The organism is Microbacterium sp. PRF11, from assembly GCF_031844085.1.
Taxonomy (GTDB): Bacteria; Actinomycetota; Actinomycetes; order Actinomycetales; family Microbacteriaceae; genus Microbacterium.
Window position 1 is genome coordinate 340,486 of the sequence record NZ_JAUZUP010000004.1, and the last position, 14,281, is coordinate 354,766.

Sequence of the window (14,281 nt, forward strand, 5' to 3'; positions counted from 1 at the left end):
GGAAGAGGGGTCAGGCGTCGCGCGAGCGCAGGGCGACGTAACCGAGCACGAGGGGCGCGGCGACCCAGGCCGCGAGGGAGATCGCCCCCTGTGCCAGCTGCTCGCCGCCGGGGCTCATCAGCTGGGACGCTGCGCTGGAGGGCAGGTACTCTCCGGCGTCGACGATCCACTGCCAGTCGGGACCCGCGAAGGTGAACAGGCCGAGCACGATCGGGAGCACGAAGAGCACGCCCACGGTCGTGGCGATCGCTCCGGCGCCGCTGCGCAGGAGGAAGCCGAACCCGAGGCCCATGAGCGTGAACGCCGCCATCGCGGTCGCTCCGAGCACGAGCGGGACGAGGGACTGCTCCGGCTGCGACCAGTCGAGTCCGGCCGAGAGCATCGGCATGGTGACGACGCTTGCGACGGCGTAGATGACGACGGTCGTCGCGGCCATCACCGCGGCGACGACGAGGGCCTTGGCGAGCATCACCGCGCCGCGGCGGGGCTCGGCGGTGAGCGTCGAACGGATCATGCCCGTCGAGTACTCGCCGGTGACGACGATCGCTCCCAGGATGCCGGCGACCAGCATCGTGAATTGCGTCGGCGCGAGCAGCACGGTGGCGGCGGGGAATCCGCCCTCCATGCCGCTGGAGGCGGCGGCGATGAGGAAGGAGATCCCCACCGACAACGCGGCGGTCACGCCGAGCGACCACCACGTGGACCGCAGCGACAGGATCTTGATCACCTCGCTGCGCAGCAGGCGCGGGAAGGTGACGCGCAGCGGGCGGGTGTGCGTGGCGCGGCGGGGCGCCGTGGCGACGGCGGTCATGCGATCTCCTTGGTCTTGTACTCGACCGAGGTCTCGGTCAGGGCGAGGTAGGCGTCCTCGAGGGATCCCGCGCGCGGGGTCAGCTCGTAGACCGGGATGCCGTGATGGGCGGCGACGTCACCGATGGTCTGGGCCGTGACACCGGTGATCTGGGCGGCCCCGGGCTCGAGCGGCGTGATGGTGGCATCCGGGATCTGCAGAGCGGACACGAGTGCGTCGAGGCGCGGGGAGCGGACGACCAGGGTCGTCGTGGTCCAGGACCCGACGAGGTCGGTCAGCGGCGCGTCGGCCAGCACTCGACCGCGGCCGAGCACGATCACGTGGTCGGCGGTCTGGGCCATCTCGCTCATGAGGTGGCTCGACAACAGCACCGTGCGCCCTTCGGCGGCGAGGTGGCGGACGAACTCGCGCACCCATCGGACGCCCTCCGGGTCGAGGCCGTTGACCGGCTCGTCGAGGATGAGGGTGTGCGGGTCGCCCAGCAGGGCCGCGGCGATGCCGAGGCGCTGGCCCATCCCGAGGGAGAAGCCTCCGGCCCGCTTGCCGGCCACGGCCCCGATGCCGGTGAGCTCGATGACCTCGTCGACGCGTGCTCGGCCGATGCCGTGCGTGGCGGCGAGGGCGAGCAGGTGGTTGCGCGCGGATCGGCCGGTGTGCACCGCCTTGGCGTCGAGCAGCACGCCCACCTCGGTGAGGGGCGAGCGCAGGGAGCGGTAGTCCTGCCCGCCCACGGTGACGCTGCCCGACGACGGCCGGTCGAGCCCGACGATCATGCGCATCGTCGTGGACTTGCCGGCTCCGTTGGGACCGAGGAAGCCCGTGACCCGACCCGGCGCGACGGTGAACGAGACGCCGTCGACCGCGGTCTTCGGGCCGTAACGTTTGGTGAGGTTCTCTGCGACGATCATGCTTCCACGCTAGGAAGCGGGGCGGTGCCGGGTCGTCCGCCGCGGGGATGACTCTCGTCGACCGGAGGATGATCCCGAACGACGGATGCCCCCTCCCGGAGGGGGAGAGGGCATCCGATCAGCGGGCGCTCACTGCGCGTCGCGCTCCTGCACGGCGAGGGCGCGCTCGACACCGGCGAGGTTCTCGCCGACCAGTCGACGCAGGGCCGGAGCCGCGTCGGCGTGCTGCGCGAGCCACGAGCGGGTCGCGTCGCGCAGCTCGCGGTTCGCCAGCGCGGCGGGGTAGAGACCCACGATGAGGTAATTCGCGATCTGGTAGCTGCGCGACTCCCAAATGGGCAGCAGCATCGCGAAGTAGGGCTCGACGAAGTCGGCCAGCACCTCGACCGTGGCCGGGTTGGTGAAGCCGGCCGCCGTCGAGCGGACGATCGTGTTCGGGGCGTCGGTGCGCTCGATGAGCGAGTCCCACGCCTGCTGCTTCGCCTCATGAGAGGGCAGCGACGCCTTGGCCATGGCGGCGAACTCGCCGCCCTTGGCCGTGTTGTCGGCGGCGCGGGCCTCGTCGATGTCGGCGGCGGTGACCGCGCCCGCGGCGGCGAGCGAGACCAGCAGCTGCCACGACAGGTCGGTGTCGATCTCGAGGCCCGGGAGCGTCGTCTCGTCGTCGCGCAGCGCGCGCACCGTCTCGGCGTGGGCCGGGGTGGATGCCGCCGATGCGAACGCCGTGACGAACTGCAGCTGGCTGTCACTTCCGGCCTCCGCCGCCTGGGCGAGCTCCCACAGACCGTCGGCGACGCGCTCGCGCGCGGCATCCCGGGTCGCCGGGGCGACGTAGGAGTTGGCGGCCAGCTGAAGCTGGGCGAGGGTCGTGCGCACCGTCGTCGACTCTGTCTCGGAGCCGATGTTGCGCAGCACGAGGTCGAGGTAGTCGGTCGCCGAGGCCTCGGCATCCCGGGTCTGATCCCAGGCCGCACCCCAGACGAGCGAGCGGGCCAGCGGGTCGGAGATGTCCTTGAGGTGCGCGATCGCGGTGGCCAGCGAGCGCTCGTCGAGGCGGATCTTGGCGTAGGCGAGGTCGTCGTCGTTGAGCAGAACAAGGTCGGGACGACGGATGCCGCGCAGCTCGGCGACCTCGGTGCGGTCGCCGTCGACGTCGAGTTCGACGTGGTGCACGCGCTCGAGGGCTCCGGCGTCGTTCAGCGAGTAGAAGCCGATGCCGAGGCGGTGCGGGCGGATCGTGGGGTAGTCGGCCGGTGCCGTCTGCACGATCGCGAAACGCGAGATGGTGCCGTCGGCACCCTCTTCGATGAGCGGCGTGAGCGTGTTGACACCCGCCGTCTCGAGCCACTTCTTCGCCCAGTCGCCCAGGTCGCGGCCGCTCGTGGTCTCGAGCTCGGTGAGCAGGTCGCCCACCTCGGTGTTCGACCACTGGTGCTTCTGGAAGTAGGCGGCGACGCCGGCGAAGAACTGCTCGATGCCCACCCAGGCGGCGAGCTGCTTGAGCACGGATCCGCCCTTGGCGTAGGTGATGCCGTCGAAGTTGACCTGCACGTCTTCGAGGTCGTTGATCTCGGCGACGACCGGGTGGGTCGAGGGGAGCTGGTCCTGGCGGTAGGCCCAGGTCTTCTCCATCGCGTTGAAGGTCGTCCACGCGGCCTCCCACTCGGTGGCCTCGGCGGTCGCGATCGTCGACGCCCACTCGGCGAACGACTCGTTGAGCCACAGGTCGTTCCACCACTTCATGGTGACGAGGTCGCCGAACCACATGTGCGCGAGCTCGTGCAGGATCGTGACGACGCGGCGCTCCTTGACGGCATCCGTCACCTTGCTGCGGAAGACGTACGTCTCGGTGAAGGTCACCGCGCCCGCGTTCTCCATCGCGCCCGCGTTGAACTCCGGCACGAAGAGCTGGTCGTACTTGGCGAAGGGGTAGGGGAAGCCGAACTTCTCCTCGAAGTAGGCGAAGCCCTGACGCGTCTTGTCGAAGACGTAGTCGGCGTCCAGGTACTGCCAGAGGCTCTTGCGGGCGAACACGCCGAGCGGGATGACACGGCCGTCTGCGCTCGTCAGCTCGCTGTAGGTCGCCTCGTAGGGACCCGCCACCAGAGCCGTGATGTACGAGGAGATGCGCGGGGTCGCGGGGAAGTCCCAGCGAGCGGTGTCGTCGGAGACGGCCACCGGCTCGGGCGTGGGGGAGTTGGAGACGACCTTCCAGCGCGCCGGCGCGGTCACCGAGAACGTGAACTCGGCTTTGAGGTCTGGCTGCTCGAACACCGTGTACATACGACGCGAGTCGGGCACCTCGAACTGCGAGTAGAGGTAGACCTCGCCGTCGACGGGATCGACGAAGCGGTGCAGGCCCTCGCCGGTGTTCGTGTACTCGCAGTCGGCCTCGACGACGAGCTCGTTCTCGGGCGCGAGACCGTCGAGCGCGATGCGGGAGTCGGCGTACACCTGGGCCGGGTCGAGAGAACGCCCGTTCAGCTCGATCGAGCGCACCTCGCGCGCGATGAGATCGATGAAGGTGGACGCACCCTCGGTCGATGCGAACGTCACCCGCGTGCGGGAGGAGAACACCTCGTCTCCGCGGGTGAGGTCGAGCTGCACGTGATACTCGTGCGTGTCGACGATCGCGCGGCGCTCCTGCGCCTCGATGCGGGTGAGGTTCTCTCCTGGCACTGGCGTTCTCCCGGGGATGAGGGTGGGATCGTCGCGGAAGACGTCCTGACGTGTGTGACGACAGGCTGCCGTCGGCGACGATGACAACCACATAAGCCTAGTCACGAGACAACCGGCGTCCAGGCCGTGCGGGCAGGTGGGAGGATGTCACCGTGAGCACGACCGACACGGACAACACCCCTGAGACCGTCCTCTACGCGTCGCCCGCCGCGGCATCCGGACCCAAGTGGGTCGAGACGCCCGTGGCGTACGACGGCATCCTCCTCGCCGGATTCGGCGGGCCGGAGGGGCAGGACGACGTCATCCCCTTCCTGCGCAACGTCACGCGCGGACGCGGCATCCCCGATGAGCGCCTCGAGGAGGTCGCCCACCACTACCGCCACTTCGGCGGAGTCAGCCCCATCAACCAGCACAACCGCGAGCTGAAGGCCGCGCTCGAGGCCGAGATCGCCAAGCGCGGCCTCGGTCTGCCGGTGTACTGGGGCAACCGCAACTGGGAGCCCTATCTCGAAGAGGCCGTGACCGAGGCCGCGGAAGCCGGGGACACCACCCTCATCGCGATCGCCACGAGCGCCTACAGCTCGTTCTCCAGCTGCCGCCAGTACCGCGAGGACTACGCCCGTGTGCTCGAGGCCACGGGCCTGGGCGAGACCGTGACCATCGACAAGGTGCGTCAGTTCTTCGACCACCCCGGATTCGTGACCACCTTCGTGCGCGGAGTGACGGATGCCGTCTCGGCCTACGTGGACGAGGGGATCGCCCCCGAGAAGATCCGGGTCCTCTTCTCCACCCACTCCATCCCCACCGCCGACGCGGAGCGGTCCGGACCGCGCGACGTCGACTTCGGCGACGGCGGCGCCTACGCGGCGCAGCACAAGGCCGTCGCGGCCTTCGTCATGGCCGAGGTCGCCGCAGCCGTCGCCGACGTCGAATGGGAGCTCGTCTACCAGTCGCGCTCCGGCCCGCCCACCCAGCCCTGGCTCGAGCCCGACGTCAACGACGTGATCGCCGAACTCCCCGGGCGCGGGGCCGAGGCCGTCGTGATCGTCCCGCTCGGATTCGTCAGCGACCACATGGAGGTGCTCTGGGACCTCGACACCGAGGCCATGGAGGCGGCCGAGGAGGCCGGCATCAAGGCGGTGCGCACCCCCACGCCCGGCATCGACCCGGCGTACGTCTCGGGACTCGTCGACCTCGTCGAGGAGCGTCTGAAGGGCACCCCGAAGAGCGAGCGACCGCACCTCACCGATCTCGGCCCGTGGTACGACGTGTGCCGCCCGGGCTGCTGCGAGAACATCCGCGCCGGATTCAAGCCGGTCGCCGCGGGCCTTCGGCCCTGACGGTCCCCGACGCCGCCCGTTCCCTTCGAGGAGCGGGCGGCGTCGTCATGTCCGCCCGCGGGGCCGAGCCGTCTCAATAGACTTGGCACCATGCGCATCCACATCGGCACCGATCACGCCGGTCTCGAGTTCTCCACCCAGATCCAGCACCACCTCGCCTCGCAGGGGCACGAGGTCGTCGACCACGGGCCGGTCGAGTACGACGCCCTCGACGACTACCCGTCGTTCTGCATCCGTGCCGCCCAGGCGGTCGTGCGCGACCAGGCCGCGGGCGTCGACGCCCTCGGCGTCGTCTTCGGCGGGTCGGGCAACGGCGAGCAGATCGCCGCGAACAAGGTGCTGGGTGTCCGCGCAGCGCTCGTCTGGAACATCTCCACCGCCGAGCTCGCCCGCGAGCACAACGACGCCAACGTCATCTCGATCGGCGCCCGGCAGCACACCTTCGAGGAGGCGGCGTCATTCATCGACCGCTTCATCGCCACCCCCTTCTCGGGGGAGGAGCGCCACGCGCGCCGCATCGGACAGCTCGCCGCATACGAGCAGGACGGCGTCCTGCTGCCCGACCCGCGCGCCGGGCGAACGCCGAACACCATGACCGACGCCAGCGACTCGTTCGACCCCGAGGCAGGCTGATGCCCGAAGGGCATTCCGTCCACCGCATCGCCCGGCAGTTCGAGCGCAACATCGTGGGCCGCACGGTCTCGGCATCCAGTCCCCAGGGGCGGTTCGTCGAGGGCGCGGCGGTCATCGACGGGCGCGAGGCGGTCGAGGTGCGCGCGGTCGCGAAGCAGATGTTCCTGCGCTTCGACGGCGACGTCTGGCTGCGCGTGCACCTCGGCATGTACGGTGCGTGGGACTTCTCGGGTGAGGTGTCGGTCGACGCGACGATCGCGTCGTCGAACGGCCGCATGGGCCAGACCAACCAACGCGGCACCGTGCTCGACGACGAACCGATCCTGGATGCCGCCGGCGAGAACTCCCTGAGTTCGATCGGCGCCCCGCGGCGCGCGCGCGTGCGGATGTCGGAGCAGACGACGGGGCTCGACGAGCAGACCGAATGGCCGCCCCCGGTGGTGGGAGCGGTGCGCCTGCGCCTGCTGACCGAGACCACCTGCGCCGATCTGCGCGGGCCCACCGCCTGCGCCCTGCAGACCCCCGACGAGGTGCAGGCGACGATCGCGAAGCTCGGCCCGGACCCTCTCGTGGATGACCTGACCGCGGGCGAGGAGCAGTTCACGGCGACGGTGCGCAAGAAGCCCACGGCCATCGGGCTGCTGCTCATGGACCAGTCGGTCGTCAGCGGCATCGGCAACGTCTACCGCGCCGAGCTGCTCTTCCGCGCCCGCCAGAACCCGCACACACCCGGACGCGAGGTGCCGGAGGAGGTCGTGCGGGGCCTCTGGCGCGATTGGGCTCGGCTGCTGCCGATCGGTGTCGAGACCGGTCAGATGATGACGATGGACGATCTCGACCCCGAGGCGTACCGCCGCGCCATGGCGCACCGCGACGACCGCCACTGGGTGTATCACCGCGCGGGGTTGCCCTGCCGGGTGTGCGGTACGACCGTGCTGATGGAGGAGGCCGCGGGGCGCAAGCTCTACTGGTGCCCGAACTGCCAGGCGTGAGGGCCCGGGTCCCGTTCGCGGCTGCGGGAGCTCCGGCGGAGGTGGCTGAGCCCGTCGAAGCCACCGGGGCGTGCGGGTTCCGGTCTCTTCGACAGGCTCAGGGACCTGGGGGCGGCCGCTCGGGGCCCGTTGAGAGGCGGCTGAGCCTGTCGAAGCCACCGGGTGCCGCGTTCTAGGCTGATCCGGTGCGTCAGAACCCGAGCTTCGCGATGACCGATGTCGGCGAGATCCGCCGTCTCGTCGACCTCAACCCGTGGGTCACCCTCATCAGTCAGGGCGACGACGGCCTCGTCGCCTCGCACTACGCCGTCATGCTCGACGACGAGCGCGACGACCTCACGATCGTGGGCCACGTCGGCAAACCCGACGACGTGATCCTCGGCCTCGGAGAGCGCGAACTGCTCGTCGTCGTGCAGGGCCCGCACGGTTACGTCACCCCGCGCTGGTACGGCGACGTCCCCGCCGTGCCGACCTGGAACTTCGTCGCCGCGCACCTGACCGGCATCCCGGAACTGCTGACCCCGGCCGAGAACCTGCGGGTGCTGGACCGACTGGTCGACCGCTTCGAGGGCGACGGCGACGACGCTCGGGGCCTGTACCGGCTGCCCAACGACGTCGACTTCGTCGAGCGTCTGGAGCGCGGAACGGTCGGGTTCCGACTGACCCCCACGCGCGTGACGGCCAAGCGCAAGCTGAGTCAGAACAGGAGCGCCGAGGTGACCGAGACGATCATCGCCGGGCTGTCCGGGCACAACCCCGCCCTCGCCGCCGAGATGCGTCGCGCCGCCGACGCCCGGGTGCGCCCGTGATCGGCGAGAGTGCGGCCTTCGTCCGCGCCGTGCGGGTGGCCGGCCCCGGCCGGGAGCTCCTGCCCACGACCGAGCCCGTCGACCTCGTCATCGCGGGCGGCCGCATCGCCGACATCGCTCCGACCGGCAACCTGAAACCGCGCGGATTCGTCGTGGAGGGCGACGGCGGGTGGGTGCTGCCCGGACTCTGGGACCACCACGTCCACGTTCTGCAGTGGGCTCTCGCGGCCGACCGCGTGCCGCTCGGCGAGGTCGATTCCGCCGCCGCCGCGGCCGCGATCATGGCGCTCGCACCCGAGAGCGGTGGGCGCCGCGTCGGTTCGGGATTCCGCGACGGTCTCTGGCCCGACACCCCCACCCTCGAGCTCCTGGATGCCGCCGCGGGCGGCGTCCCGACGTACCTCATCAACGCCGACGTGCACAGCGTGTGGATGAACTCGGCCGCGTTCCGGCGCGAGGGCTTCGAGCCCGTGGCATCCGGGATGCTCGTCGAAGAGGACGCGTTCGAGATCTCGCGGCGCCTCAACGCGGTCGCCCCGGACGTCGCCGACGACGCGGTCGAGCGCATGGCCCGCGCCGCCGCGGCCCGGGGAGTGGTGGGTCTCGTCGACCTCGACATGACGTGGAACGACGAGCCGTGGCAGCGCCGCGCCGCGCGCGGTTTCGACGTGCTGCGCGTCTCCTACGGCACCTACCCGCAGCACCTGGACCGGGCGATCGCCGAGGGCCTGCGCACCGGGGACACGGTGCGGGGCGCTTCGAACGATCTCGTGCGCGTCGGCCCGCTGAAGGCGATCACCGACGGCTCGCTCGGCACGCGCACGGCCGCGTGCGCCCACCACTACCCGGGAGAGGTCGGCAACCACGGGCTGCTGACCATCGCGCCGACCGAGCTCGTCGACATGATGACCCGAGCGACGGCGGCGGGGATCGAGTGCGCCATCCACGCGATCGGCGACGTCGCGAACGCGCACGCGCTCGACGCGTACGCCGTCACGGGCGCGGTCGGCACGATCGAGCACGCCCAGCTCGTCGCCCACGCCGACATCCCGCGCTTCGCCCGCCTCGGGGTCGCCGCGAGCGTGCAGCCCGAGCACGCGCTCGATGATCGCGACATGACGGATGCCATCTGGGCCGAGCAATCCGCCCAGCCGTACCCCCTGCGGGCCCTGGCCGACAGCGGGGCGAACCTGCGGTTCGGCTCCGACGCTCCCGTCGCCCCGCTGGACCCGTGGTCCGCGATCGCTTCGGCCGTCTACCGCACGCGCGACGGTCGCGACCCCTGGCAGCCGCACCAGCGGGTGGGCATCGACACCGCGATCGCGGCATCCACCGCCGGCGGCTCGACGGCCGCGGCGGAGATCTCGCCCGGAGCGCTCGCCGACCTCGTCGTCGTCGGCTCGGATCCGTTGACCGCCGACGAGCGGGCTCTGCGCAGTATGCCGGTACGCACGACGCTCCTCGCCGGCCGCGTGACGCACGGCGCCTGACCCGCCCGCGTCCACACCCGCGTGAGTCGCCAGGATTTGTCGCTTCGGTCTGGCGGGAAGCGACAATTCTTGGCGACTCACCCGGAGAACGACGACGGGGGCGGTGCCGAAGCACCGCCCCCGTCGAGGTGGAGAACTCTTACGCCGCGAGGTGCGCGAAGAGGAACCAGCGGTCCTTGTCGAGACCGCGCTTGATCTCGATGGCGACGTCCTGGCTCGACATGTCGGTCTCGTCGAGGCCGTCGATCGCGGTCTGGATGTCGACGAGCACGGCGTCGATGTCGTCGATCACGGCGCGGATGATGACGTCGGACTGCGCGAAGCCCGCGGGAACCGCGGTCTGCTTCGCCTTGGCCGCCACGGTCGACAGACGCGAGTCGACGGGGAGGCCCAGGGCGACGATGCGCTCGGCGGCGAGGTCGGCCCACTCCTGCGCGTGGGCGACGACGGTGTCGAGCAACTCGTGCACGCCGATGAAGTTCGAGCCGCGGACATGCCAGTGGGCCTGCTTGCCGTTGACGACGAGGGCCTCGAGGCCGATCACGACGGGAGAGAGGAACTGGGCGGTGCTCGAGGCCATCGTCGAGTCGACGGTGGTGGCGGCGGGGGTCTGAACGGTGCTCATGTCTGCTCCTTCTCGCAGCGAACGACGTCTGTTGGATGCAACGCTACTCACGTCCCGGCATTCCGCAAGCAAGATGAGGCTCGGCTAAATCCCTGGTGAGTAGGCAATCCTCACCTATGTTCGGCGCTTCGCCCACCGCGCCCTGAGGGTGAGGCCGAAGAAGGCCGCCACCCCCGCGAGCAGAACCGGAACGGCGAGCGACGCCGCGGGCAGGCCGGTCGACGGCAACGTCCCCGCGGGCGGGAGGGCGCCAGGACTCCCACCGGTGGCCTCGGTCAATCGCACGACGGGAGTCACCACCGCCGCCGAGCGGCGCGAGTCGTTGCCCGAGGCCGCATCCAGCGCCAGCCCCACGTCCAGGCGTACCGTGCCACCCGCGGGGATGACCTCGCTCACCCACTGCTCGCCCGCGGGCACGGCGGAAGAGGCGACCACCAGTCGCACGGCCTCCGCCAGCGCGCGGTCGCCGGGGTCGTCGGTGCGCGGCACGGCATCGAGCCGCAGACCCGCTCGCGCCGGGTCCGCGCCGGCGTTGCGGATCCACACGGTCGATCCCACCGTCTCGCCCGGGACGAGCAGTCCCGCGTCGTCGAACAACGACACCGAGCCGTTCGCGACGAAGCTCACGCCGTCGTCGCTGATGAGGAGGCGGTCGAGGGGCGCCGCGTGGGCGGCATCCGGAAGACTCAGGGGGAGGCACGCGGCCGCCGCGACCACCGCGAGCACGACGGCGGGACCGCCCCGGCGCTCGCGCCTGCTCCGCACGAGATCGAGGGTCAGGAGGGCAGCGCCGTAGCCGACGACCGCGATGCCCACCGCCACCACCAGGGCGCCGCGCTCCTGGCCGCCGATCAGGACGCCTGGATACCCCAGGTAGGGCACGGCCAGGACGACCGTGCCGCGCAGCTGCTCCCGCTGGACCGGCGGATCGTCGGCGTCGTTCGCGTCGCCCCGGGTGATGAGCAGGCGATCGCCTCCGGTGCTGCTGGTCGTCCCCACCACCCGATGGGTGACCACCGCCGGATCGCCCGAACGGATCTGGTACGTCACGACGTCTCCGACGCGCACGGCCTCGATCGGGGTCTGCCGGACGGCGATGAGGGTGCCCGGCGGCATCCCGGGCTGCATGCTGCCGGTGAGGACGGTGTACGTCTGCGCGCCCATCAGCAGGGGGATGACCACGGCGACGAGGGCGAACAGCGACACGACGACCAGCAGGATGGTCCCGACGACGGCGCGGGTTCGGGCGAGAGGGGGAGCGGGACGGCGTTCGCTCGCGCGGAGGTCGCGGCGGGTGGTCAGGGGTTCTGACATCTGACACCCGCCAGCCCCGAAGGGCCGATGACCTGCGCATTACCCGGCGCGGATTCCCAGTTCTGGGTCCGCGCAACCACCGTGATCGAGGTGGAAGATCCGATGAGCGCGCCCAGGAGGGAGATGATCAGGGTCCCGGTGATGTCGAAGGACAGCGCGCTCGTCTCGAAGAAGGAGGTCGAGCCCCCTACGTACAGGCGGTAGCTCGTCGCATTGGGGACCTTCGCCCACGAAATGGTCGCGGAGTCTGCCAGACCCAGCAGGCCCGTGTTCGTCTTGCACGTCGTGGTCGGTGCGGCCAACGTGCCCGTCGACAGTGCGATGACCGGAGCGCTCGCGCTCGCCTGCCAGGCCCCAGCGGCGGGCGATGCCGCGGGCGCAAGGGTGAGCGCCAGCGCCGCCGCCATTGCGCAGCCGACGGTCGCGATCCGGCGCTTCTGCACGATCACGAGACCACCTGGTCTGCCGTGACGGAGATCGAAGGGAGGAGGTCCTTGCCCTGCGCGACGTTGGGCGCGGAGGGGGAGAGCGTCAGGCGCACGCAGAGGTCGACGGACTGCCCCGGCGTCAGGCCGCCAGCGGGTGCCCAAGAGCTCCCGGCGGCGATGATCGTCGCGCTCCCGCACGACCCCACGAACACCTGCGTACTCACGTACGGCGCGAGCTCGGGCGAAAGGGCGACGACCGGTGTCACACGCCATCGCAGCGTCGTGCCCCCGGCTCCCGTCTCGGTCACCCGTAGCGTCGCGGTATCGCTGGACGCTCCCGGGAACAGCGGCGTCCATTTGGACCAGTCGCCCACCCACTGGGTGGACACGGCAAGCGATCCGGATGCCACGGGCCCGGCCCTCAGATCCACGCGCGCGCTCCAGAACGCCTGGGCGGCGGCGGTCCCGGTGCCCAGCACCAGGACCGCCGCGAGGACTCCGGCCCATCTCAGCCGACGCGGGACGCCGTTGTCGCGCTTCGACATGGCCGCCGGAGGGTCAGCTGGACGCCTGCGTCAGCGTGAACGAGATGTCGTTCAGGTTGACGCTCTGCGACGCCCCCACCTGACCGGTGGTCGACGGCTTGAAGGTGATCGTCAGCGTGGCGGTGGCGGCGCCGTTGTTCGCCTGCGTGAGGCGGTAGGTGTTCGTGCCGCTGGGCGTGCCATAGCTGCTGACGGTCAGGGCGACATCCAGGTTGCTGCCGAGGGCCCCGGTCGTGAAGGCCGAGCCGACCTGGGCCTTCAGGTCGGCCGCGATCGTGTCGCCCACGAGCGTCACGTCGAGCGGCTGCGTGAGGGTCAGCACGTCACCGGGGACGATGCGCACGTTCGCCAGGTTGGTCACCGGCTGCACGGCGCCGAGGACGCCTTTCAGGCTCCAGGTGCCGGTCCCGAGCGAGAGGTCGAGGTTTCCGGACTGCACGGTTCCGGAGCTGAGCGCGGTCTGCGTCGACCAGTAGGCGTAGGTGCCCCCTCCGCCGAGCATCAGCGCGGCGCCGGCGGCGATCGCCAGGATCGCCGTGCCGCGGCGGTGGCGGCGCACGGGTCGGGTTGTGGCCGGGGCGAGCGAGTCGTGGGACTGCGACATGGCGGGTTCTCCTGAGACGAGGTGGCTTCGTTGTCTCAGAACCTATGATTCAGGTGTGAGTCGAGTGCTACCGGTTCCTACCGGAATGACTACGGGGCCGCGCGTCTGAGTAATCGTGTTCATCGGGTCGGTAGTCGAGCGGGCGTGATGCGCAGGTCTAGCCTCGGACCATGACGATCGCTGCCGACGCCTCCGTCCTCGCCCTCCCCGGAGCGGCACCGATCGTCCACGAGACTGCTTTCGTGGCATCCGGTGCACGGGTGGTCGGCGACGTCACCCTCGCCGAGGGCGCGAGCATCTGGTACAACGCCGTCGCGCGCGGCGACAGCGCGGCCATCATGCTCGGGCCGCGGAGCAATCTGCAGGACAACGTGTCGGTGCACGTCGACGCCGGGCGGCCGGTGATCATCGGCGCCGACGTGTCGGTCGGGCACAACGCCGTCGTGCACGGCTGCACGATCGGCGACGGGTCATTGATCGGGATGGGCAGCGTCGTGCTCTCAGGAGCGCAGATCGGCTCGGGGTGCCTCATCGCCGGGGGAGCGGTGGTGCTCGAGGGAACGGTGGTCCCCGACGGGTCGCTGGTCGCCGGCGTTCCGGCGAAGATCCGGCGGGCGCTGACCGACGAGGAGCGGGAGAAGATCCTGCGCAACGCGCGGACCTACCTGGCCCACGTCGTCAGACACCGCGAAACGATCAGCGTGAGCGACTGAGTCGCTCCGGGGGAGTGCGCCCGGCTCATGAGCCTGCGCATTTCGGAGGGGCTGACGAGAATCGAACTCGCATCATCTGTTTGGAAGACAGAGGCTTTACCACTAAGCTACAGCCCCGGATTTCCACAGTTCTGAGCGAACCGGGGAACTCGGACTCCACCACTCTACGACACCCGCGGGCGCCCCGCGAACCCGGGCATCCCGAGTCCCGGGGCACGCGCCTCGTGGAAATCGGCGCTGGCAGGGTGATCGACTAGACTTTCAGCGGTCGTTTCGTCGGCGCGTGCCGCGCGCCGCCCCGGGGCGTAGCTCAGCTTGGTAGAGCGCCCGCTTTGGGAGCGGGAGGCCGCAGGTTCAAATCCTGTCGCCCCGACGTCACGGCCCCACAGA

Annotated in this window: 14 protein-coding genes and 2 tRNA genes; 7 read left to right on the forward strand and 9 right to left on the reverse strand. The window is 70.6% G+C overall.

What is annotated here, in order from left to right:
* Positions 1–10: 10 nt before the first annotated feature.
* The 3 genes from Q9R20_RS13105 to pepN form a co-directional block, all read right to left on the reverse strand.
* Positions 11–811: an ABC transporter permease subunit gene (locus Q9R20_RS13105; protein WP_311249745.1), complete on the reverse strand. Its 801-nt coding sequence runs from the start codon at positions 809–811 to the stop codon at positions 11–13.
* Positions 808–1,719, reverse strand: coding sequence for an ABC transporter ATP-binding protein (locus Q9R20_RS13110; protein WP_295840583.1), 912 nt, complete (start codon positions 1,717–1,719; stop codon positions 808–810). Before Q9R20_RS13110 ends, Q9R20_RS13105 begins: the two co-directional genes overlap by 4 nt.
* A 129-nt stretch (positions 1,720–1,848) precedes the next feature.
* Entirely contained in the window at positions 1,849–4,398 is a 2,550-nt protein-coding gene (pepN, locus tag Q9R20_RS13115) for an aminopeptidase N (protein ID WP_311249746.1), read from the reverse strand.
* Between the two features lie 152 nt (positions 4,399–4,550).
* Between pepN and Q9R20_RS13120 the strand changes: the two genes are divergently transcribed.
* The 5 genes from Q9R20_RS13120 to Q9R20_RS13140 all read left to right on the forward strand — a co-directional run bounded on the left by Q9R20_RS13120 (position 4,551) and on the right by Q9R20_RS13140 (position 9,662).
* The gene (locus tag Q9R20_RS13120; RefSeq protein ID WP_311249747.1) at positions 4,551–5,738 is read left to right on the forward strand and encodes a ferrochelatase; all 1,188 of its coding nucleotides are present in this window, start codon (positions 4,551–4,553) and stop codon (positions 5,736–5,738) included.
* Positions 5,739–5,828: 90 nt separating this feature from the next.
* Positions 5,829–6,371: a ribose-5-phosphate isomerase gene (locus Q9R20_RS13125; RefSeq protein WP_311249748.1), complete on the forward strand. Its 543-nt coding sequence runs from the start codon at positions 5,829–5,831 to the stop codon at positions 6,369–6,371.
* A complete protein-coding gene (locus Q9R20_RS13130) occupies positions 6,371–7,363 on the forward strand; it encodes a DNA-formamidopyrimidine glycosylase family protein (RefSeq protein WP_311249749.1) in 993 nt (330 codons plus the stop codon). The genes Q9R20_RS13125 and Q9R20_RS13130 overlap by 1 nt, the downstream gene beginning before the upstream one ends.
* 185 nt (positions 7,364–7,548) lie before the next feature.
* On the forward strand, positions 7,549–8,172 hold the full coding sequence (locus Q9R20_RS13135; RefSeq protein WP_311249750.1) for an FMN-binding negative transcriptional regulator: 624 nt from the start codon (positions 7,549–7,551) through the stop codon (positions 8,170–8,172).
* Positions 8,169–9,662, forward strand: coding sequence for an amidohydrolase (locus Q9R20_RS13140; protein ID WP_396653692.1), 1,494 nt, complete (start codon positions 8,169–8,171; stop codon positions 9,660–9,662). The genes Q9R20_RS13135 and Q9R20_RS13140 overlap by 4 nt, the downstream gene beginning before the upstream one ends.
* A gap of 139 nt (positions 9,663–9,801) precedes the next feature.
* On the opposite strand, the gene Q9R20_RS13145 is transcribed toward Q9R20_RS13140, so the two are convergent.
* The 5 genes from Q9R20_RS13145 to Q9R20_RS13165 all read right to left on the reverse strand — a co-directional run bounded on the left by Q9R20_RS13145 (position 9,802) and on the right by Q9R20_RS13165 (position 13,178).
* Positions 9,802–10,287 carry a DNA starvation/stationary phase protection protein gene (locus Q9R20_RS13145; RefSeq protein WP_311249751.1) on the reverse strand — a complete coding sequence of 162 codons (486 nt, stop codon included), beginning with the start codon at positions 10,285–10,287 and terminating at the stop codon, positions 9,802–9,804.
* A gap of 114 nt (positions 10,288–10,401) precedes the next feature.
* The gene (locus tag Q9R20_RS13150; protein ID WP_311249752.1) at positions 10,402–11,601 is read right to left on the reverse strand and encodes a signal peptidase I; all 1,200 of its coding nucleotides are present in this window, start codon (positions 11,599–11,601) and stop codon (positions 10,402–10,404) included.
* On the reverse strand, positions 11,586–12,050 hold the full coding sequence (locus Q9R20_RS13155; RefSeq protein WP_311249753.1) for a hypothetical protein: 465 nt from the start codon (positions 12,048–12,050) through the stop codon (positions 11,586–11,588). Before Q9R20_RS13155 ends, Q9R20_RS13150 begins: the two co-directional genes overlap by 16 nt.
* A complete protein-coding gene (locus Q9R20_RS13160) occupies positions 12,047–12,574 on the reverse strand; it encodes a hypothetical protein (RefSeq protein WP_311249754.1) in 528 nt (175 codons plus the stop codon). Before Q9R20_RS13160 ends, Q9R20_RS13155 begins: the two co-directional genes overlap by 4 nt.
* 13 nt (positions 12,575–12,587) lie before the next feature.
* Positions 12,588–13,178, reverse strand: coding sequence for an alternate-type signal peptide domain-containing protein (locus tag Q9R20_RS13165; protein ID WP_311249755.1), 591 nt, complete (start codon positions 13,176–13,178; stop codon positions 12,588–12,590).
* Positions 13,179–13,348: 170 nt separating this feature from the next.
* Here Q9R20_RS13165 and Q9R20_RS13170 point away from each other — a divergent pair, with 170 nt between their 5' ends.
* Positions 13,349–13,891, forward strand: coding sequence for a gamma carbonic anhydrase family protein (locus Q9R20_RS13170; RefSeq protein WP_311249756.1), 543 nt, complete (start codon positions 13,349–13,351; stop codon positions 13,889–13,891).
* A gap of 46 nt (positions 13,892–13,937) precedes the next feature.
* On the opposite strand, the gene Q9R20_RS13175 is transcribed toward Q9R20_RS13170, so the two are convergent.
* Positions 13,938–14,008, reverse strand: a tRNA-Gly gene (locus Q9R20_RS13175).
* A 182-nt stretch (positions 14,009–14,190) separates the two neighbouring features.
* Here Q9R20_RS13175 and Q9R20_RS13180 point away from each other — a divergent pair.
* Positions 14,191–14,264, forward strand: a tRNA-Pro gene (locus tag Q9R20_RS13180).
* Positions 14,265–14,281: the final 17 nt, after the last annotated feature.